A 17,744-nucleotide genomic window follows, 5' to 3' on the forward strand; every position below is an offset into this window, starting at 1 on the left:
ACCGCTGGCAATTCTCGAGGCGCCACGCCGCGAGCAAGGCGGGGCAAGGCCAGCGGTCCCGGATCAAGTCCGGGACGACGTATGGCAAGGCCGCTTGCCGTCATTGCAGGAAGAACTCGACCGGGACGGACAGTTCCAGTTCGTCGGGCTTGCCTTCGGGAATGGCCGGAAGCGGTTGGGCGCGCCTGATCGTTTCGAGCGCGGCCCGGTCCAGGAATATCGACCCCGACGAACGCCCAAGCGAAGAGTGTTCGTTCAGCAGAAGTCGTGTAAGGTCGCGGGCATTGACGGACATCCGGCGCGACTCACGCACATGCGAATAACTCGCAATAGCATAAGCCGTAGCTCCCGCGCGGCACAGCTATCGTCGGAAAAATCGCGGTCTTTCGGATCAAAGCCGCTGGATCGGGTTTTCAGGGCGGTGCCATCTTGCGACCGTTCGGAAAAGAATCGTAACAAACCAGCTAATCAACGGCGATGGCCGCTCCCTATGTCTCGGCCCGTTCGGCAATCAACCAGGAGAAATTCAATGGCGACATCGAGCAGCGTTTTTTCCGCTCAGCCCAGCCCCGACGAAGCGTTCCAGCGCCTGGTAGACGGCAACAATGCATTCGTCGCTGATAAGCCTCTTGATTCAGACATCTCGCGCGAGCGCAGGCTTGCGCTGGCCGAAGGGCAACAACCTTTCGCGACCCTCGTCGGATGCTCGGACTCCCGCGTCGGGCCAGAGCAGCTGTTCGGGGCCGGCCTGGGCGAACTGTTCATCGTGCGCACCGCTGGCAACAATGTCGACGCTGCCGGCATGGGGTCGATCGAATATTCGGTGGCCGTTCTGAAAGTGCCGCTGATCGTCGTGCTCGGTCACGAAAAGTGTGGCGCCGTGGGCGCTGCTGCCGATGTGGTGACGAAGGATGTGCGTTTCCCCGGCAGCATCGGCCGCATGGTCGAGCCGATCATTCCGGCGGTCCTGGCGGCGCAGCGCAATGTCGGTGCCGATCAGCTGGTCGAATCCGCTATCGAGGAGAACGTTCGTCGCATGGTCGAACGGCTGCAGACCTATTCCGAGCCGATGCTCATCGAGCCGCAGGAACGTGGCGAACTGAAGGTCGTGGGCGCGATCTATGAACTCGCTACCGGGCGCGTGCGCTGGTTGTGACGTCCGAGGGTTTGCCACCGCGTAACTGCGGTGGCGAGCTTTCGTAATGTCTTGGGGGCGGTTGAGGCCGCCCCCTTTTCGCGTCAGGTCCTCAGGTGGATGCGGCCGTATCCTTGGCCTTGAGGGCGAAGATACCGACGGCGCCGAAGCAGAGCAGCGGCAGGGCCATGGCGGCCCGAAGGTCCAGCCACTCGCTCACCACGCCCATGAGCGGCGGGAACACCGCGCCGCCGATGATGGCCATGATGATCAGCGAGGAACCGAGCGCCGTACCCTCGCCAAGGTCGCGAATGCCCAGCGCGAAGATCGTCGGGAACATGATCGACATGAAGATGCTGGTAAGCGCCAGGGCCGCGATGGCGCCGCTTCCCGGCAGGACCATGGCCAGCAGGACGAGGACGATGTTGGCCACCGCGAAAGCACCCAGCAGCCGTGTCGGCCGGATCCGCTGCATCAGCGCGGCCCCGGCGAAGCGCCCGATCATGAAAAGCAGCAGGCTGGCCGAAAGGAGATAGGCGGCGGTCCGTTCCGGGGTCTGCGGTGCGATATGCTTCACGAAATCGACGAAGTAGCTCCAGATCCCCACTTGCGCGCCGACGTAGAAGAACTGGGCGACCACGGCCGCGCGGAGCTGGCGATGACCGAGAGCGCTCTTGAGCGATCCCGAAGCCGCGCCGCTTCCGGGTGAAACGCTAGGCAGGCGCACGAAGGCGAGCGCCACGCCCAGAACGGCCACAAGCAGCGCCAGGCAGAGGTAGGGCGATTGCACCATGGCCGCTTCCGACATGCGGTAGCCGCGCAGTTGCTCGGCAGACATGAGTGCGATGTCCCGCGTGCTGTGCTCCACCCCCGAGAATATGAAAAGCCCGCCGACGATCGGGGCAACCACGGCGCCCAACCCGTTGAAGGCCTGGGCCAGGGTGAGCCGCTGGGACGCGCGGTTGGGATCGCCGAAGCGGGCGATCAGGGGGTTTGCGGCGGTTTCCAGGAACGCGGCGCCGGAAGCCAGCACGAAGAGTGCGAAAAGGAAGCCGTCGTAGCGGCGCAGTTCGGCGGCGGGATAGAACAGCAGTGCACCTGCGGCGTAGAGGGCAAACCCGATCAGCAAGCCGGCGCGATATCCGAAGCGGCGCAGCAGCAGCCCGGCGGGCAGGGCCCAGAAGAAATAGGCCAGGTAGAACACGAACTGGATGAAGCCTGCCTCTCCGCGAGAAAGCGCGAGGGCTTTCTGGAACTGGCGGATCAGGATGTCGTTGAGGTTGTTCGCCAGCGCCCAGGCGAAGAAGGCGCAAGTGACGAGCGCAAACCCGGCGAGATAGCCCGGTGTCACGAAGCGCCCGCTGACTTGCGGCGGGCATTCCGCCCCCTCGCTTGCAATCGCCTCGCCCAGCGTCGCGGGCGGCATCGTCATGGCCATACGCATCTCTCTCCCATGCGCATTCTGTTGCGGCTGGGCGGGAAAGACAATGTTCGAGACATTATCGGTTGCGCCTGCGCCGATGCCTTGATAGTTTTCACATATCAAATGAACTGTCAAATACGATAGCGCTCGACGCTAATGGCGCCAAACAAGACAGCGCCGAACAGGGCAGCAAGGGGATGAGATGAAAGGCCGCGTCGACGCGCATCAGCATTTCTGGGTCTATTCTCCCGAAGAGTTCGGCTGGATCGCTCCGGATTCGGTGCTTGCGCGCGGTTATGGACCGCAGGATCTGCTTCCCTTGCTTGCGGCGGAGGGAATGGCCGGGACGGTCGCGGTACAGGCGCGCCAGACCGAAACGGAGACCCGTTGGCTGCTGCAAATGGCCGATGAACATCCCTGGATCATCGGCGTCGTCGGCTGGATCGACTTGCGGGCCCCGGACCTGGACATGCGCCTGCACGCATTGGCCCATCACCCGAAGCTGTCGGGTTTCCGCCATGTCGTGCAGGATGAGCCGGATCCCCGCTTCCTGCTGGATGCAGCGTTTCAGCGGGGCGTTCGCACGGTGCTGGCGGCGGGGCTGACCTACGAACTGCTCGTTCGCGCGCCGCAATTGGACCATGTTCCCGCGTTCCTCGACCCGCTGGGAGAGGTGCCCGAGGCAGTGGGCAAGATCGTCATCGACCACGGCGCCAAGCCCGCCATCGTCGCGGGCGAATGGGAACCGTGGGCCGGGCGGATCGCCGCGATCGCGCGTCGCTATCCGGTGACGTGCAAGCTCTCCGGCCTGGTGACGGAGGCGAATCACCAGACGTGGCGGGAAGACGAGGTCATGCGTTACATGCAGCACCTGCTCGACTGCTTCGGGCCGGAGCGGCTGATGTTCGGCTCCGACTGGCCGGTGTGCCTGCTCGCAACGTCCTATGAGCGCATTCACGATCTGGCGCGGCGCTTTCTGGAGCCGCTCGCGGAACATGAGCGGGAAGCGATCATGGGCGGCAATGCGCGACGGATCTACGCGCGCGACCCAGGTCGGATCGACATTCAGTCCATGCGCGGAGCGGCCTGATCGCGATGTTGCACCATCGATTTCGTGCATGCTGTATAAGGGAGCAGTGATGAGACTTGCGGGGAAGAAGGCGGTGGTCACGGCTGCCGCTGCCGGGATCGGCCGTGGCATTGCCGAGCGGTTCATGGCGGAAGGCGCCGAAGTCCAGGCGGTGGACCGGGATGCAGCGGGCCTTGCCACGCTGACGGGCGCGACGGCGCATGTCGTGGACCTGACCGACCGGGATGCGATCGTCGCGCTGGCGGCGGCCACCGGCGATTGCGACGTGCTGGTGAACTGTGCCGGGATCGTCTTCCCCGGCACGCTGCTGGACTGCACCGAGGAGCAATGGGCGGCGTCTCTGGACCTCAATGCGACGGCCATGTTCCGGCTTATCAAGGCCTATCTGCCGGGCATGGTGGCTCGCCGGTCGGGATCGATCGTGAACATATCCTCGGTGGCTTCCTCGCTCATCGGCGTGCGCAACCGCTTCGCCTATGGGGCGAGCAAGGCGGCGGTTATCGGCCTTACGAAGTCGGTAGCGGCCGATTTCGTCGGCGATGGCGTGCGCTGCAATGCGATCTGCCCCGGCACCGTCGAAAGCCCTTCGCTGCGTGCCCGCATGCAGGTGCAGGCGCAGGCGGACGGGACCAGCTTCGAGGATACCCGCGCGACATTCGCCGCGCGGCAGCCGGTCGGCCGTCTGGGCCGCCCCGAAGAGATCGCGGCACTCGCGCTCTACCTCGCGTCGGACGAAAGCGCCTTCACCACGGGGACCACGGCCGTGATCGACGGGGGATGGACGGTAGAATGACACGCATAACCGCCCTGCGGACAGCCGATATCCGCTTTCCCACCAGTCTGGCGCTGGACGGGTCCGATGCGATGAACCCGGACCCGGACTATTCCGCCGCCTATGTCATACTGGAAACCGATGCGGGGCTGGAAGGGCACGGGCTGACCTTCACCATCGGCCGGGGCAACGAGATCTGCGTCGCCGCTATCGAGGCCCTTCGGCCACTGGTGGTGGGTCTCGATCTCGACTGGATACGCCAGGATCCCGCGCGCTTCTGGCGCCATGTCACGGGCGACAGCCAGTTACGCTGGATCGGTCCCGACAAGGGCGCCATGCACCTGGCGACCGGTGCGGTGGTCAATGCCGTGTGGGATCTCTGGGCCAAGGCGGAGGGCAAGCCCGTCTGGCAGCTCGTCGCGGACATGAGCCCCGAAGAGATCGTGGGCTGCATCGATTTCCGCTACATCACCGATTGCATAACGCCCGAGGAAGCGCTCGCTCTGCTGACCGCGGGCGCCGAAGGCAAGGCGGAGCGGCGGGAACGGCTGCTGGAGGCGGGCTATCCCTGCTACACGACATCGGCGGGCTGGCTCGGCTATTCGGACGAAAAGCTGCATCGGCTGGCCCGCGAGGCGGTGGACGCGGGGTTCCGCCACGTGAAGCTCAAGGTCGGCCGGGATCTGGATGACGATATCCGCCGCCTGCGCATCGCGCGTGAGGCGGTCGGCCCGGACTGCCGGCTGATGATCGATGCGAACCAGATCTGGGAAACCGGACAGGCGATCGACTGGGTCAGGGCTCTGGCCTTCGCGGAGCCCTGGTTCATCGAGGAGCCCACCAGTCCGGACGATGTTGAGGCGCACCGCACCATTCGCCAGGCCATCCACCCGATCCGCGTGGCGACGGGCGAGATGTGCCAGAACCGCGTCCTCTTCAAGCAGTTCATCATGCGCGGCGCGATCGACGTAGTGCAGATCGACAGTTGCCGGATCGGCGGCGTCAACGAAATCCTGGCCGTGCTGCTGATGGCGGCCAAACATGGTCTTCCGGTCTGCCCCCATGCCGGGGGCGTGGGCCTGTGCGAATACGTCCAGCACTTGTCGATGATCGACTATCTGTGCTTTTCAGGGACGATGGAGGATCGTGTCGTCGAATATGTGGATCATCTGCACGAGCATTTCGTGGATCCCTGCGTGATCCGCGACGCGGCCTATATGCCGCCGCAGCGGCCCGGCTTCTCGATCGAGATGAAGCCGCAATCCATAGCGCAGTATCGGGTGGATTGATGGACCTGGGATTGGCAGGCAAGGTCGTGATCGTCACGGGGGGCGGGGCCGGCATCGGCGGCGCCGTCTCGCTGGGCCTGGCCGCGGAAGGGGCGATCCCCGCGATCCTCGGGCGCAGTCCGCTGCTGGACGGGTTCGAGGCGGAGATCCGCGCCTTGCAGCCCGAAACGATCTTCGTGCAGGTGGACGTGACCGACGACGAGGCCTGTCGCCATGCCGTGGAGCGGATTGCCAAGATCGGACGGGGCATTCATGGCCTCGTCAACAATGCCGGAGCGAACGACGGTGTCGGCCTGGAGGCCGGGACGGCGGCGTTCATGGCTTCTGTCCAGGCCAACCTCGCGCATTACTACGGCATGGTGCATCATTGCCTGCCGCATTTGCGCGCGAGCCGGGGCGCCATCGTCAATATCTCTTCGAAGACGGCGGTGACGGGGCAGGGCAACACCAGCGGTTATGTAGCGGCGAAGGCGGCGCAACTAGGCCTCACGCGCGAATGGGCGGCGGCGCTGCTGGACGACGGCGTGCGCGTCAATGCCGTGCTGCCGGCGGAAGTGATGACCCCGCTCTATGCCCGCTGGATAGAGAGTTTCGACGATCCCAAGGCCAAGTTGGACGAGATCGCCGGCCGTATCCCCCTGGGGCGCCGGATGACCACCGATCGGGAGGTTGCGGATACGGTGCTGTTCCTTCTTTCCGAACGGTCGAGCCACACCACCGGGCAATGGATATTCCCGGATGGCGGCTACACACACCTGGACCGCATGCTGTCCTGAGCGGTCGGCCTAGACTCTGGTAATTCTGTGAAGGAGAATATCGCGTGAAGTTGCTCAGGTTTGGCGAAGTGGGCCAGGAAAAGCCCGGCGTGCTCGATGGAGAAGGCCGCATTCGCGATCTTTCGGCACACATCGACGATATCGCCGGAGAAGCGCTGACGGCCGAGGGGCTCGCCCGGCTGCGCGCCCTCGATCTGTCGGCGCTGCCGCTGGTGGATGGCGACACCCGTCTCGGCCCCTGCGTCGGCCGGATCGGCAAGTTCGTCTGCATCGGCCTGAACTACCGCGACCATGCGGCCGAAAGCGGCATGGCGATTCCCGCCGAACCGGTGGTCTTCAACAAGTGGACCAGCGCGGTCTGCGGCCCGAACGACGATGTGGTGCAACCGCGCGGTTCGGACCGGCTGGACTGGGAAGTCGAACTCGGGGTGGTTATCGGCAAGGCCGGTTCCTACATCGACGAGGTCGACGCCCTCGACCACGTGGCAGGCTATTGCGTGGTCCACGACGTAAGCGAGCGCAGCTTCCAGTTCGATCGCGGCGGCACCTGGGACAAGGGCAAGGGCTGCGACACGTTCGGCCCGACCGGCCCCTGGCTGGTCACCGCAGACGAAGTGCCCGGCATCGCCGCAGCGCGTCTATGGCTGGAAGTGGACGGCGAGCGGCATCAGGATGGCACCACGGCCGACATGATCTTCACCGTGCCGCAGATCATCGCCCATCTCTCTCAGTTCATGAGCCTGCAACCGGGCGACGTGATCTCGACCGGCACGCCTGCGGGCGTGGGCCTGGGCCTCAAGCCGCCGCGTTTCCTGCAACCCGGCAACGAAGTCCGTCTCGGCATCGAGGGATTGGGTGAGCAGCGCCAGCGCATCGTCGCTGCCAAGTAAAGATACCGGCGCGGCCCTCTCGGGTCGCGCCTATCCCTTCATGGCGGATGTCAGGACGGGCGGGCGCACGGCAATCGTCCAGTACGCTGATGTCCTGTATAAAACCGATTGCATCGTCGTTAGGGCGATGGCCCAAAGCGCGGAGGGACGCCGGTTGCGGAGGTATGTATCGTGGTCTATGGCCGTGTGATGGGCCCATCCGATGCCAAAGTGGAGCGCGGCGAAGCTGCGGGCAAGCGTGCCTACTCCGCCCCCGCGCTTGAAAAGGGCATCGAGATTCTGGAGCTTTTCGCGAAAGATCCCGGCGGCCTCACCATAAGCGAAATTGCCCAGCGGCTTGAACGTTCGATCAGCGAGGTATTCCGCATCATCATCGTGATGGAGCGGCTCGCCTGGTTGCGCAAGGATCCGACGAACGATCGCTACACCGTATCCTATCGCGTCCTCGACGTGGCCTTTCGCGCGACGCCGGCACATACGCTGAGCAATGTCGCGGCGCCGATCATGCATCAGCTATCCATCGACACGAACCAATCCTGCCATCTCGTGGTGCGGACGGGCGCGCATGCCACGGTGATTCATCGGCAGGAGAGCATCGGGCCGGTGGGGTTCGGCATTCGACTGGGAACCGTCGTGGACATCATGACCAGTTGCTCCGGCCATGTCCTGCTCGCCTTCACAGCGCCGCAGCGGCGTGCAACGATGCTGCGGGAGCTGCCAAAAACAGGCGACAGAGCGCTGAAAGATCTCGAGAAGCGGCTGGAGGCGGTGCGCCTGCAAGGCTACGAGATGCAGCCGAGCACGCGTGCGGCCGGGGTCACCGATATCAGCTTTCCGATCTTCGGTTTCGACGGCCATGTCAGCGCGGCGATAACCGTGCCGTTTCTCGTCACCATCGACGGATCGCAGAAGACCGATCTCGACCGTACCCGGCAGATGCTGGGCGAGGGGGCCGAACGCATTTCCGAAGGACTTGGCTGGGTAGCTCCCGCGCCGGAGTGACGACATCGCTTTGCGATCGGGAACGGTCCTACCTCGGCGCCATATCCCCGCACTATTGCGTTTCGGCAAAGGTTTCATCCGGCTCGGTCCGTTCGGCGTCGATTACTTCCTCTGCCGCGACGGCAGCGTTTTCCACCCAGGCTTGCTGCGGATCGTGCAGCTCCAGGGCGGCGAAATCCGTACCGATTGCATCCGGATTTTCGTAAGTGTCCTCCGAATACGAGTAGGTCGCAGGATCGCGCGTTGGCAGGGTGTAGTCCTCTACACCCTGCTTGGCGGCGTAGCCCTCGGCTTCGTTGGTTGACGGTGCGTCGAAGAAGCTTGCGGTGGGCCCTGGGTCAAAGCGGATGGCGTCATAGGCCTCGGCGCTGGACGAGCCGCTCAGTACCGGCGCGGGTGAAGTCGGCGCCTTCATGCGCGTGGGAACGGCCTGCGCAACGAAGAAGCCGAAGCCGATCGCGGCCAGCGCGGCGATCGACGCCTTGATGGGGTTACGCACCGCTTGCCTCCCGACGACTTGCAGGACTCCTGGAACGTTCGTGCGGGACAGGGCGTTCCATGCGATCTTTGCCGCCCGCCGGAAGGCACCTGTTTAATCTGACAGGCGGGGCGGGTGGAATGTTGGGCTAGTCTCCAATCGCAATCCGCGCCCGACACGGCCGAACCGTCGGTCGGACGCCACGGCGTTGCAATGGGAGAGAGCGATGATCCGGCATGTGGTGATGCTCAAGTTCAAGCAGGACGCCGATCCGGCCAGGATCGACCTGTTCATCGAGGAAGTGAAAAAGCTCTCGCACCTCAATCGCGAAGTGCGCGATTATAGTCATGGGCGTGTTGTTCACACCCGGTTCCACTCCGGCGACTTCGATTTCGCCAATTGCTGTGACATCGACAGTTACGAGGCGATGGAGCGCTATATGTCGCACTGGGCGCATTTGCGCATGACGCCGTTTCTGCCGGACATTCTGGAGAACATGCTCTCGTTCGACTGGGAGATCGATTATCGCGGCCCGCCATTCGACGAGACGCTGGCGGCCGAGGAGGCGGAGCGCGAGAAGGCGCGGGTGCTGAGGATCCACGACGATCCGGGCAAGGCCTACGTTCCCGAAGTGCGCGGCCAGACACGCGAACGCGCGAAGGAAATGTGCGCCATCGCCGGCGTGTCCCTGTCGGAGGACGAGGACGAGATCATCGGTTCGGTCTGGGCACCGGACCGCATCATGTTCGTAACCCCCGATGCCGGCACCGAAGTACCCCGCGGCTCCGGGATCAGGATCGGTATCACCGGCAACTGGCTGACAGGGCCTGCCGTGCCTGCCGGCGATGCTCCGGCCTGGTGACGCGCAACGGTAGGGAACCCGGAACATGATCGTGCTGGCCGGACATTTGAAGATCTCTCCCGCGCTCGTAGGCGACCTGGCGGAGACCTTGCGCGCACTGGTGTCGTCGACGCTGGAGGAGGAGGGTTGCCTTGCCTACCATTTCGCCATCGACGACGCTGCGGCAGGTACGGTGCTCGTCTACGAGCGCTGGCGCGACGACGCAGCCTTGGGTGCACACCTTGCCCAACCCCGCGTGCGGGACGTGCTGGGCGCCTGGAGCGAGAAGATCGACGTTTCCTGCGTGCGCAAGTTCGACGCCGCCAACGAACGCGGCTTCATGGATTGAGCGCCGCTGCAAAAGATCGGGAGAGAGACAATGATCAACCGTCGCATCGTGCTGGCATCGCGCCCCGTCGGCGTGCCCGTGGACGGCAACTTCCGGGTCGAGGAAGTCGAACTGCCGGAACTGGGGGAAGGTGAGGTTCTGCTGGAGAACCGGGTCTTCGCGATCGATCCCGCCGTGCGCGGCATGTTGGACGATGTGAAGAGCTATCTGCCTCCGGTGCAACTGGGCGGCCTCATCCCGACGATGGTGCTTGGCCAGGTTCTCAAGTCGCGAAACCCCGATTTCCGGGAAGGCGATTATGGCCGGGCCTTCATCGGCTGGGAGACGCACTCGGTTATCGCACCTGGTAGCGTCGGCTTCGAGAACGTGCGCGTGGCGAACGACCTGCCGCTCACGGTCTACATGGGCGCCTGCGGCTGGTCGGGCATCACCGCCTACGTCGGGCTCAAGCGCTTCGGTGAGATGCGCGCCGGGGACGAAGTGCTGATGAGCGCGGCGGCCGGTGCCGTTGGGTCGGTCGGCGGCCAGGTCGCCCGGCTTTCCGGATGCCGGGTGGTCGGCACGGTCGGCTCCGAAGCGAAAGCGCGGCATATCCTGGACGATCTCGGCTTTGACGGGGCCATCGACTACCGGGCCTGCGCGGATCTCGACGCGGAAATCGCCCGACACTTTCCTGAGGGCATCGATCTCTATTTCGACAATGTGGGCGGCGTCATGCTGGATACCGTCCTGCCGCGCATGAAGGCGTTCGGCCGCATCCCGGTCTGCGGCATGATCGCGAACTACAATCACCAGACCGAGCCCTATCGGGTGCGCAACTTGTGGCAGGTGCTTGTGAACCGCATCACCATGCGCGGCTTCCTGGCCTACGAGGCGGCGGAAATGGTGCACGAAGCGGAAGAGGCGCTGGCGAACTGGGTCCGTTCGGGGCAACTTGTCGCCACCGAGAACGTCGCCACCGGGCTTGATGCGGCTCCGGCTTCTTTCATTCGCCTGATGTCCGGCGAGACGACCGGCAAGACGCTGGTCCGGCTCGATGACGGCGTTTCGACCCTCTCAGGCTGGAAGGTGCCCGCGCATGCCTGATCCCGTGCAGGCTTCGGCGCTGGCCGCCCTGATCGACAAGGCCCGGCTGACAGAGCTTGTAGGCGAATATGCCAACCTGATCGACTGGATCGATTGGGACCGGCTGGACACCGTATTCTGGCCAGATGCCGCGTTCGATTTCGGCATGTTCAAGGGCGACATACCAGAATACCGCCGCTTCGTGGCCGATTTGGAAGAGGGTTACGCGCGCCGCTTTCACATGTTCGGCCTGCCGGTGATCGCTGTGCACGGCGATAGTGCCCGTATCGATGCTCTTTGCGTCATCGTCTGCCGCACGGACGGCAGCGGACCGGGCACCGACGACACGTTCTGGGGCCGGTACCTTTTCGCTGCCGAGCGCCGCGATGGGGAATGGCGCCTTTCGCGCCTCACCTATCTGCTCAACCTGCACGAACGGGTGGAGAGAACGCAGGACGATCGTGTGCAGCCCATGCTCTTCGGCGACGGGCTCTCGCCTGAACATCCGCTTGCCGCGATCGCGATAGAAAGGGAAATCGAGCATGACTGAAGACCTCAGGTGGGATCTGGAAGCGGATGTCGTCGTCCTCGGGTCCGGCGGGGCGGCGATGACGGCGGCGATCGCCGCGCACGATTTCGGAGCCGGGAAGGTCGTGATCCTGGAGAAGACCGGAATGGTAGGCGGCACCACCGCCATGTCCGGCGGGATGTTGTGGATCCCCGGCAACCATCACCAGATCGAGGCGGGCATCGCGGATTCGGACGAGGACGCTGTGGCCTATCTCGATGCGCTGGCGCCGGGTGCGCTCGATCCCGAAACCCTGGGCGCCTTCCTGGAGAGCGGGCCGGAGATGATCCGCTACCTTGCGGACAGGACTCCGGTGCGCTTCCATGCCTATGCCGATTTCCCGGATTACCAGCCCTATATACCGGGCGCGAAGCCCGACGGTGGGCGCTCGCTGGACAATGACGCCTTCTCGTTCGAGCGGCTCGGCAAGTGGGCCACGCGCGTCAATCCCACCAAGATGGCCTATCCCGTGCGGGGCAGCCTGATGGAGGCGATCAACGGCACGCTGGACGAAGCCACTCTGGCCGAGCGCGAGGCCGGCGACTATCGCGGCCTCGGGCAGGCGCTGGCGGGAGCCCTGTTCAAGGCGGTGTTGGATCGCGATATCCCCGTGGAATTCGAGAAGCGCGCCCGCAGGCTGGTCAAGGACGGCGACCGGGTGATCGGCGTGGTGGCCGAGGATACCGCCGGTCGCGACTTCCGGGTGCGCGCACGGCGGGGCGTGGTGATCGCCACCGGTGGTTTCGAGTGGAACGAGATGCTGGTTCGCACTTTCCTGCGCGGGCCACTGACGGGGCCGGTGAGCGTGCCGGAGAACGAGGGCGACGGGTTGCTGATGGCGATCGAAGCCGGCGCCCAGCTCGGCAATATGCAGCATGCCTTCTGGCAGCAGAGCGTCCTGGAATTCAAGCCGCAGCACCGCGATGCCAAGCCCAACTATCTGCTGGGATCGGATGAGCGCGCCCGTCCCGGCGCCATACTGGTCAACCGGGCCGGCAAACGCTTCGTGAACGAGGCGGCCAACTACAATGCCATGGGCAAGGCCCTCCACGCCTTCGATGCCGGCACGCACAGCTACGCCAATCTGCCGTATTGGCTGATCGTGGACCAGCGCTATCGCGACAAATACCAGACCTTCAACACCCCGCCCGGCGGCCCCACGCCCTCTTTCATGATCAGCGCCGACAGCCTGGAGGCACTGGCCGCAAAAGCCGGGATCGATGCGGCAGGGCTGACGGCCACCGTGGCGCGCTTCAACGACATGGTCCGGCAGGGCCGCGACGAGGATTTCCATCGCGGCGAGAATACCTACGACAATTTCTATATGTGGGGCGATGCCGCGTTCGATCCGCCTTATCGCACGCTCGGGGTTATCGACCGGGGGCCCTATTATGCGGTCAAGATGGAGTCCGGCGCGCTGGGCACCGCCGGCGGGCCGAAGACCAACGGCGATGCGCAAGTGCTGGACTGGAACGGCAATCCGATACCCGGGCTCTACGCTGCCGGTAACGCCATGGCCGCCGTGCTGGGCGAGGCTTACGGCGGCGCCGGTGGTACGCTGGGGCCGGGCATGACCTTCGGCTACATCGCCGGGCGCCACCTGGGCTCGCACATTCCCAACCGGTAGAGCGGTCGCTCCTGCGACAGTCAGGAATGCGGTTCGCTTCCCAGCGATCCGACCAGTTCCAGCCGCTGGGGCACGGTTCCGATCTGGATTCCCTCTTCCCGAAAGCGTCGCAACAGCGTTGCGTAGGCATTGCTGCGCGCGCCATAGGCGGCGCGCGGCGTGGCGACATGTGCGAAGCTGTTGAAGAAGATGCGGCCGTCGAGAATGGAATCGATGAACACCGAAGGTGCCGGGTCGCGCAGCACGGCGTCTTCGCTGGCATATGATTCCAAGACGATGGCCCGCACTTTGTCGGCGTCCGCCTCGATGGGAACGGAAAACTGGATCTGCAACCGGCCCAGCGGGTTGGCGAGCGTCTTGTTCAGTACCGTCTTGGTGATCAGTTCGGAATTGGGCACGATGAGCGTGGAATGATCGGGCAGTTCGATCTCCGTGGATCGCACGCTGATGCGCTTGACGTCGCCTTCGTCGGTGCCCACCCGAACGAGATCTCCGATCTTGATGGGGCGCTCGGCAAGCAGGATCAGGCCGGAGACGAAATTCTGGGTGATCGCCTGCAAGCCGAAACCGATGCCAACGGACAGGGCCGACAGCAATATGGCGATGCGCTCGATCCCGATGCCAAGGGAGGCAAGGGCCCATATGACGACAAGGGCAATGCCCACGTAGCGCGCCACGAGGCTGATCGAGTTGCGGCCGCTGCCGTCGAGGTCGGTTGCAGGCAGGTACCGATGGTCCAGCCATCGCATGAACGTCTTCACCAGCGCCAGCCCGGCGAAGAGTATGAGGATGCCACGGATCAGCGCGCCCGGCGAGATCGTGACGCCACCGACATTGAAGCCCTGAGCCAGGGCACCCAGCCGCCCGAACAGGGTTTCGACGTTGCCGGCACCGAACGGTGACAGCAGCAGGCCCAGCGCCAGAACGGCGATGATCAACCGCAGAATTCCGGACAGAAGCACACCGAACTGGTCGATGGAACTGCCCTCGAGGCCCAGGCTGCGGATCAGGGCGATGCCGATGGGGCTGGACCGCGTGAACAGTGTGGAGGCGGTGTCGTCGATCGCCGCCATCAGCAGGTAGACACCGGCGCCGAGCACCACACCCCAGGCAATGATCTGGAGCACGAAAAGACTGAGCGAGAAGTACCCGGTCACCAGTGCCAGAAGCGAACCCGCCACCGCCAGCCAGGCCAGCAGGTTTACGAGTGCCAGACCTGCGTTCCTCGGCGCTGCGGCGGGCTCTCCCGTCCGGTCGGACCGCAGCCGGCCGAGAGTCGCCAAAGTGGCGCCGATCAGCAGCACATGCGCCAGCGCCACCACCGCCTGCGTGCAGGCGATCGCGGCTGGACTGGCGCCGATCGTCTCATTGAAACTGGTCAGCATGATGCTCAGGAACGCGAGCACGCCTAGCATTACGGTGTAGGGCCTCAGGCTGGATGCCGCGCGATCGCTGATCGGAATGATGCGCCAGGACGGCTGGCTTCGCATCAGCAGGGCGCCGAGGACGGAACTGGTAAGGCCGGAAAAGGCCGATGCCACGACGAAGGTTCCCAGCAGCGAGCTCCACGCTTCCGGAAGCATCGCTGCCCAGCGCAGGCCCTGGACGATGGCCAGCGCCGCCAGCAGCGGGGCAAGCGTGCCGACAACGATTCGCCAGAGAGCGTGCGCGGATCGACGAAGGGCCCGCGCCGGAAAATCCTCGGTCAGCAGTTTCCGGCCCAGGCGGCGGGCGAATGCGCGTCCGGGCAGCAGGATCAGCAGCGCGGCGAGGAAACCCAGCAGGGCGAGCCAGGGCGTGCCGTGTCGCAGGCTTTGCGTGAACTGGTCCCGGCCTTCCTCCAGGAACAGCGCCACACGGCGGCTGTCGCGGGGCCAGGCATGAGCCAGCGAGTTCCAGAAGCGGGGGGCCAGCGGCGAGAAGGAACGCGTGGAGAGTTTTTCGCCGAGTTGCTGCGCCTGGCTCTCCGCGATCTCGTCCGCCAACTGCTGCGCTTCGACCCCGATCAGGTTGCCGCGCTTGATGGCGGAGTCCACGGCAACCCGCTGGCGAGAGAGGTTGGCGCGCTGGCGCCGGATATCCTGAGCCTCGCCGGTGTCGGCCTCCGGCCCCAGCCCGGCGAGCTTGGCGTCGAGCAGGGCGAGTTGCTCCTGCATCCTCGCGGTAGTGTCGGCCGCCACGGACTTCGCCGCCAGCACTTTGGCGGAGGCGAGTTTCTGGTCGCTCTCGCCCATGCGGGAATTCATCGCCTTGTCGACCGCGCGAACATCGCTTTCGGCTCGGGCGAGTTCTTCGGACAAATCGGCAAAAGAGGTAGACTGCGCCGCTGCCACGCCGCTCGCCATCGAGACGACGGCGCCAACGAACATCAGAAACTTGAGCATCGGCTTTCGGGCAAGCATTCGGGTCTCCATCGCCAGCCGACCCGGATCGTACCGGCCGCCACGCGGCACCGGTTTAGCGTCCGGCGCGGGGTTCTTTCAACTGGCGCATGAAAAGGGGACGCACAGGCCGCTCCTGCATGGCCGCGCGACCTGCGGCCGCTCGACGAAAGGAGACGTGAGTCCTGATCCGTGAAATTCGGTATTCCGGCAAGGTCGCGAGACAGTGCGTGCTGCGGCGCGGTGCAAAGCGGAAAGGTAGTCCTGGATTCTACGAGGCGAGGCGGATCGTCGTGTCTTCCCGCGATCGGCGGATCGTGCAGAGCTTGAGCGCGCCTTCCCAGAGTTCGGCACTGCGCTTGGCGGCTTCGCGATGCGCGATCGCAAGCGCTCCGGCGACATCCGGTGCCTTGAATTCCAGCCTTCTGGCAAGGCCGTGCTCATCCTCGAAAAATCGCAGGGTGTAGATCTTCATGTGAATCCTCCAGAAGCGCGCCGCCGTATTCGGTATTCGCACTTGCGGAAGAAGTGCTAATCCATTTCGCACCGTTTCGGAGTGGTTTGCGTCAAATCGTTGCTCGGCAAAGCTGTGCGGTTTGCATCACATTGTCGGTTTCATACCCCTTCGGCGGCAGAAGCCAGGCTCTGTGCGGCCTTTCGCAGGTCATCCACATAGCGGGTGAATTCCGCGTCGGCATCGGCTTCCGAGGGCAATCGCAGGAGATAGCTGGGGTGTACGGTGATCCAGCAGGGCGTGCCGTCAGGCAGGGTAATCGCCCTGCCGCGCTCCTGCCCCACGGTGACGGCGCGGCCGGTAAGCGAGCGCGCGGCCGTGGCCCCCATGGCGATGACGAGGCGGGGGCGGACGATGGCGCGTTCCTGATCGACCCACCAGCGGCAGGCCTCGATCTCGCCGCTGTTGGGACGGGCATGGATGCGGCGCTTGCCGCGCGGTTCGAACTTGAAATGCTTGACGGCATTGGTGACGTAAGATCGCTTTCGGTCGATCCCCGCCTCGGCCATGGCCCTATCGAAGACGGCGCCCGCCGGGCCGACGAAAACCCTGCCGGCCAGATCCTCCTGATCGCCGGGCTGTTCGCCCACGATCATGATCTCGGCATCGTGCGGACCTTCGCCGAAGACGGTTCGTGTGGCCGGTTTCCAGAGCGGGCAGCGGCGGCAGGCGGCGGCTTCCTCGGCCAGCAGTTCCAAGGCTTCCGGGCCCTGTACCGCCGCGTGTCCCGGTGCGCCCTGCCGAGGCGAAGGCATGTTGGCGGCCTGCTCCATCATCGCCAGTTCGCGCTTGCGGGCCCCGGCGATGAGTTGCGGGACGAGCGCGGTTTCCGGCATGTTCTTCCAGTATTTGCGCGGCATTTCCTTCAGCATGGCGCGCGGCATGACCCGCGCCGGATTGAAGATCGCGCTGTAATAGGCCTTCCACACGGCCTCCACCGGATCGTCGCCCGGCGCATCCGCGCGCGTTGCGGGCGGCCCCTCGGCGAGGGCGACACCATCCCAATGCAGCGATCCGCGCGGTGTCAGGATCGACCAGCGCATGTTGGTAAAGCGATCGACGAAGAACTGGGCATTCGCTCGCAGGATGTGATGCTCCGGCTCGAACCAGGCGACGAAGCGCGTGCCACCATCCTCCGCCAACTCGCGAAATCGCACGAAGGCATGCATCTTGTGGCTGTCGCGCCGGACGTTGCGGGCAAGGCCTTCGATACGGCGGACAAGGGGATCGGCAGCATCCTGAAGCGCTTGCGGCTGGTCCAGCAGGCGCAGGAGCAGGATATAGAGGAGCGAGAAACGTTCGGGTTCACTGTGCAGCGAGGCATCCCGCGCCAGTTCCAGAAATTGCCGGGATACCCGCAGCGGGGCGGTCGCCACCGGCGAACCGGCGCCGATGTCGCCCGCTTCGCTTGCGAAAAGATCGAACGCCTGCTCCCCCACCTGCCAGACGATCTCCGACGGCAATACCCCTTCACCGGCCAGCGTTCGCGCAGCGATGCGCCAGCCGTCGAAATCGTCTTCGGATTCCAGGCGAACGAGGCGCAT

The 17,744-nt window shown here is 64.8% G+C and carries 18 protein-coding genes; 12 read left to right on the plus strand and 6 right to left on the minus strand.

Annotation, left to right across the window (positions count from 1 at the left end):
* Nucleotides 1–100: 100 nt before the first annotated feature.
* A complete protein-coding gene (locus RT424_RS16230) occupies nucleotides 101–295 on the minus strand; it encodes an energy transducer TonB (RefSeq protein WP_313440412.1) in 195 nt (64 codons plus the stop codon).
* 234 nt (nucleotides 296–529) lie between these two features.
* On the opposite strand from RT424_RS16230, the gene RT424_RS16235 reads away from it, so the two are divergent.
* Nucleotides 530–1,156 carry a carbonic anhydrase gene (locus RT424_RS16235; RefSeq protein ID WP_313440414.1) on the plus strand — a complete coding sequence of 209 codons (627 nt, stop codon included), beginning with the start codon at nucleotides 530–532 and terminating at the stop codon, nucleotides 1,154–1,156.
* A gap of 91 nt (nucleotides 1,157–1,247) precedes the next feature.
* Here the strand turns inward: RT424_RS16235 and fucP are convergent, their stop codons facing one another.
* A complete protein-coding gene (gene fucP, locus RT424_RS16240) occupies nucleotides 1,248–2,567 on the minus strand; it encodes an L-fucose:H+ symporter permease (protein ID WP_313440416.1) in 1,320 nt (439 codons plus the stop codon).
* A 193-nt stretch (nucleotides 2,568–2,760) separates the two neighbouring features.
* Between fucP and RT424_RS16245 the strand changes: the two genes are divergently transcribed.
* The 6 genes from RT424_RS16245 to RT424_RS16270 all read left to right on the plus strand — a co-directional run bounded on the left by RT424_RS16245 (nucleotide 2,761) and on the right by RT424_RS16270 (nucleotide 8,377).
* Complete coding sequence (locus RT424_RS16245) at nucleotides 2,761–3,648, plus strand: amidohydrolase family protein (protein WP_313440418.1); 888 nt, start codon at nucleotides 2,761–2,763, stop codon at nucleotides 3,646–3,648.
* Nucleotides 3,649–3,697: 49 nt separating this feature from the next.
* Nucleotides 3,698–4,441, plus strand: coding sequence for an SDR family oxidoreductase (locus RT424_RS16250; protein WP_313440420.1), 744 nt, complete (start codon nucleotides 3,698–3,700; stop codon nucleotides 4,439–4,441).
* Nucleotides 4,438–5,709, plus strand: coding sequence for an L-fuconate dehydratase (locus RT424_RS16255; RefSeq protein WP_313440422.1), 1,272 nt, complete (start codon nucleotides 4,438–4,440; stop codon nucleotides 5,707–5,709). Before RT424_RS16250 ends, RT424_RS16255 begins: the two co-directional genes overlap by 4 nt.
* Nucleotides 5,709–6,485 carry an SDR family oxidoreductase gene (locus tag RT424_RS16260; protein ID WP_313440424.1) on the plus strand — a complete coding sequence of 259 codons (777 nt, stop codon included), beginning with the start codon at nucleotides 5,709–5,711 and terminating at the stop codon, nucleotides 6,483–6,485. The genes RT424_RS16255 and RT424_RS16260 overlap by 1 nt, the downstream gene beginning before the upstream one ends.
* Before the next feature lie 44 nt (nucleotides 6,486–6,529).
* On the plus strand, nucleotides 6,530–7,375 hold the full coding sequence (locus RT424_RS16265) for a fumarylacetoacetate hydrolase family protein (protein WP_313440426.1): 846 nt from the start codon (nucleotides 6,530–6,532) through the stop codon (nucleotides 7,373–7,375).
* A 189-nt stretch (nucleotides 7,376–7,564) separates the two neighbouring features.
* Entirely contained in the window at nucleotides 7,565–8,377 is an 813-nt protein-coding gene (locus tag RT424_RS16270) for an IclR family transcriptional regulator (protein ID WP_313440428.1), read from the plus strand.
* 52 nt (nucleotides 8,378–8,429) lie between these two features.
* Here the strand turns inward: RT424_RS16270 and RT424_RS16275 are convergent, their stop codons facing one another.
* Nucleotides 8,430–8,876 (minus strand): hypothetical protein, encoded by a 447-nt coding sequence (locus tag RT424_RS16275; RefSeq protein WP_313440430.1) that lies wholly within the window; start codon nucleotides 8,874–8,876, stop codon nucleotides 8,430–8,432.
* 205 nt (nucleotides 8,877–9,081) lie between these two features.
* Between RT424_RS16275 and RT424_RS16280 the strand changes: the two genes are divergently transcribed.
* Genes RT424_RS16280 through RT424_RS16300 form a run of 5 tightly spaced genes read left to right on the plus strand, consistent with a single transcriptional unit; the run spans nucleotide 9,082 to nucleotide 13,305 of the window.
* Nucleotides 9,082–9,717, plus strand: coding sequence for a Dabb family protein (locus RT424_RS16280; protein ID WP_313440432.1), 636 nt, complete (start codon nucleotides 9,082–9,084; stop codon nucleotides 9,715–9,717).
* 25 nt (nucleotides 9,718–9,742) lie between these two features.
* Nucleotides 9,743–10,045: a putative quinol monooxygenase gene (locus RT424_RS16285; protein ID WP_313440434.1), complete on the plus strand. Its 303-nt coding sequence runs from the start codon at nucleotides 9,743–9,745 to the stop codon at nucleotides 10,043–10,045.
* 30 nt (nucleotides 10,046–10,075) lie between these two features.
* Nucleotides 10,076–11,131 (plus strand): NADP-dependent oxidoreductase, encoded by a 1,056-nt coding sequence (locus tag RT424_RS16290; RefSeq protein WP_313440436.1) that lies wholly within the window; start codon nucleotides 10,076–10,078, stop codon nucleotides 11,129–11,131.
* Nucleotides 11,124–11,660, plus strand: a complete 537-nt coding sequence (locus tag RT424_RS16295) for a nuclear transport factor 2 family protein (RefSeq protein ID WP_313440438.1) — start codon at nucleotides 11,124–11,126, stop codon at nucleotides 11,658–11,660. Before RT424_RS16290 ends, RT424_RS16295 begins: the two co-directional genes overlap by 8 nt.
* A complete protein-coding gene (locus RT424_RS16300; RefSeq protein WP_313440440.1) occupies nucleotides 11,653–13,305 on the plus strand; it encodes an FAD-binding protein in 1,653 nt (550 codons plus the stop codon). The genes RT424_RS16295 and RT424_RS16300 overlap by 8 nt, the downstream gene beginning before the upstream one ends.
* A 20-nt stretch (nucleotides 13,306–13,325) precedes the next feature.
* On the opposite strand, the gene RT424_RS16305 is transcribed toward RT424_RS16300, so the two are convergent.
* The 3 genes from RT424_RS16305 to RT424_RS16315 all read right to left on the minus strand — a co-directional run bounded on the left by RT424_RS16305 (nucleotide 13,326) and on the right by RT424_RS16315 (nucleotide 17,744).
* The gene (locus RT424_RS16305) at nucleotides 13,326–15,689 is read right to left on the minus strand and encodes a DUF3772 domain-containing protein (protein ID WP_313440442.1); all 2,364 of its coding nucleotides are present in this window, start codon (nucleotides 15,687–15,689) and stop codon (nucleotides 13,326–13,328) included.
* A gap of 268 nt (nucleotides 15,690–15,957) precedes the next feature.
* Nucleotides 15,958–16,161: a hypothetical protein gene (locus tag RT424_RS16310; RefSeq protein WP_313440444.1), complete on the minus strand. Its 204-nt coding sequence runs from the start codon at nucleotides 16,159–16,161 to the stop codon at nucleotides 15,958–15,960.
* Between the two features lie 140 nt (nucleotides 16,162–16,301).
* Nucleotides 16,302–17,744, minus strand: a complete 1,443-nt coding sequence (locus RT424_RS16315) for a UdgX family uracil-DNA binding protein (protein ID WP_313440447.1) — start codon at nucleotides 17,742–17,744, stop codon at nucleotides 16,302–16,304.

This window comes from Novosphingobium sp., assembly GCF_032093395.1.
Classification (GTDB): domain Bacteria; phylum Pseudomonadota; class Alphaproteobacteria; order Sphingomonadales; family Sphingomonadaceae; genus Novosphingobium.

Bases quoted from the DNA above. Each gene is read 5' to 3' on its own strand.
- RT424_RS16230 (WP_313440412.1), bottom strand. From the start codon at position 295: ATGTCCGTCAATGCCCGCGACCTTACACGACTTCTGCTGAACGAACAC.
- fucP (WP_313440416.1), bottom strand. From the start codon at position 2,567: ATGACGATGCCGCCCGCGACGCTGGGCGAGGCGATTGCAAGCGAGGGG.
- RT424_RS16255 (WP_313440422.1), top strand. From the start codon at position 4,438: ATGACACGCATAACCGCCCTGCGGACAGCCGATATCCGCTTTCCCACC.
- RT424_RS16245 (WP_313440418.1), top strand. From the start codon at position 2,761: ATGAAAGGCCGCGTCGACGCGCATCAGCATTTCTGGGTCTATTCTCCC.
- RT424_RS16260 (WP_313440424.1), top strand. From the start codon at position 5,709: ATGGACCTGGGATTGGCAGGCAAGGTCGTGATCGTCACGGGGGGCGGG.
- RT424_RS16235 (WP_313440414.1), top strand. From the start codon at position 530: ATGGCGACATCGAGCAGCGTTTTTTCCGCTCAGCCCAGCCCCGACGAA.
- RT424_RS16300 (WP_313440440.1), top strand. From the start codon at position 11,653: ATGACTGAAGACCTCAGGTGGGATCTGGAAGCGGATGTCGTCGTCCTC.
- RT424_RS16290 (WP_313440436.1), top strand. From the start codon at position 10,076: ATGATCAACCGTCGCATCGTGCTGGCATCGCGCCCCGTCGGCGTGCCC.
- RT424_RS16270 (WP_313440428.1), top strand. From the start codon at position 7,565: ATGGGCCCATCCGATGCCAAAGTGGAGCGCGGCGAAGCTGCGGGCAAG.
- RT424_RS16305 (WP_313440442.1), bottom strand. From the start codon at position 15,689: ATGCTCAAGTTTCTGATGTTCGTTGGCGCCGTCGTCTCGATGGCGAGC.
- RT424_RS16295 (WP_313440438.1), top strand. From the start codon at position 11,124: ATGCCTGATCCCGTGCAGGCTTCGGCGCTGGCCGCCCTGATCGACAAG.
- RT424_RS16315 (WP_313440447.1), bottom strand. From the start codon at position 17,744: ATGCGCCTCGTTCGCCTGGAATCCGAAGACGATTTCGACGGCTGGCGC.
- RT424_RS16310 (WP_313440444.1), bottom strand. From the start codon at position 16,161: ATGAAGATCTACACCCTGCGATTTTTCGAGGATGAGCACGGCCTTGCC.
- RT424_RS16250 (WP_313440420.1), top strand. From the start codon at position 3,698: ATGAGACTTGCGGGGAAGAAGGCGGTGGTCACGGCTGCCGCTGCCGGG.
- RT424_RS16280 (WP_313440432.1), top strand. From the start codon at position 9,082: ATGATCCGGCATGTGGTGATGCTCAAGTTCAAGCAGGACGCCGATCCG.
- RT424_RS16285 (WP_313440434.1), top strand. From the start codon at position 9,743: ATGATCGTGCTGGCCGGACATTTGAAGATCTCTCCCGCGCTCGTAGGC.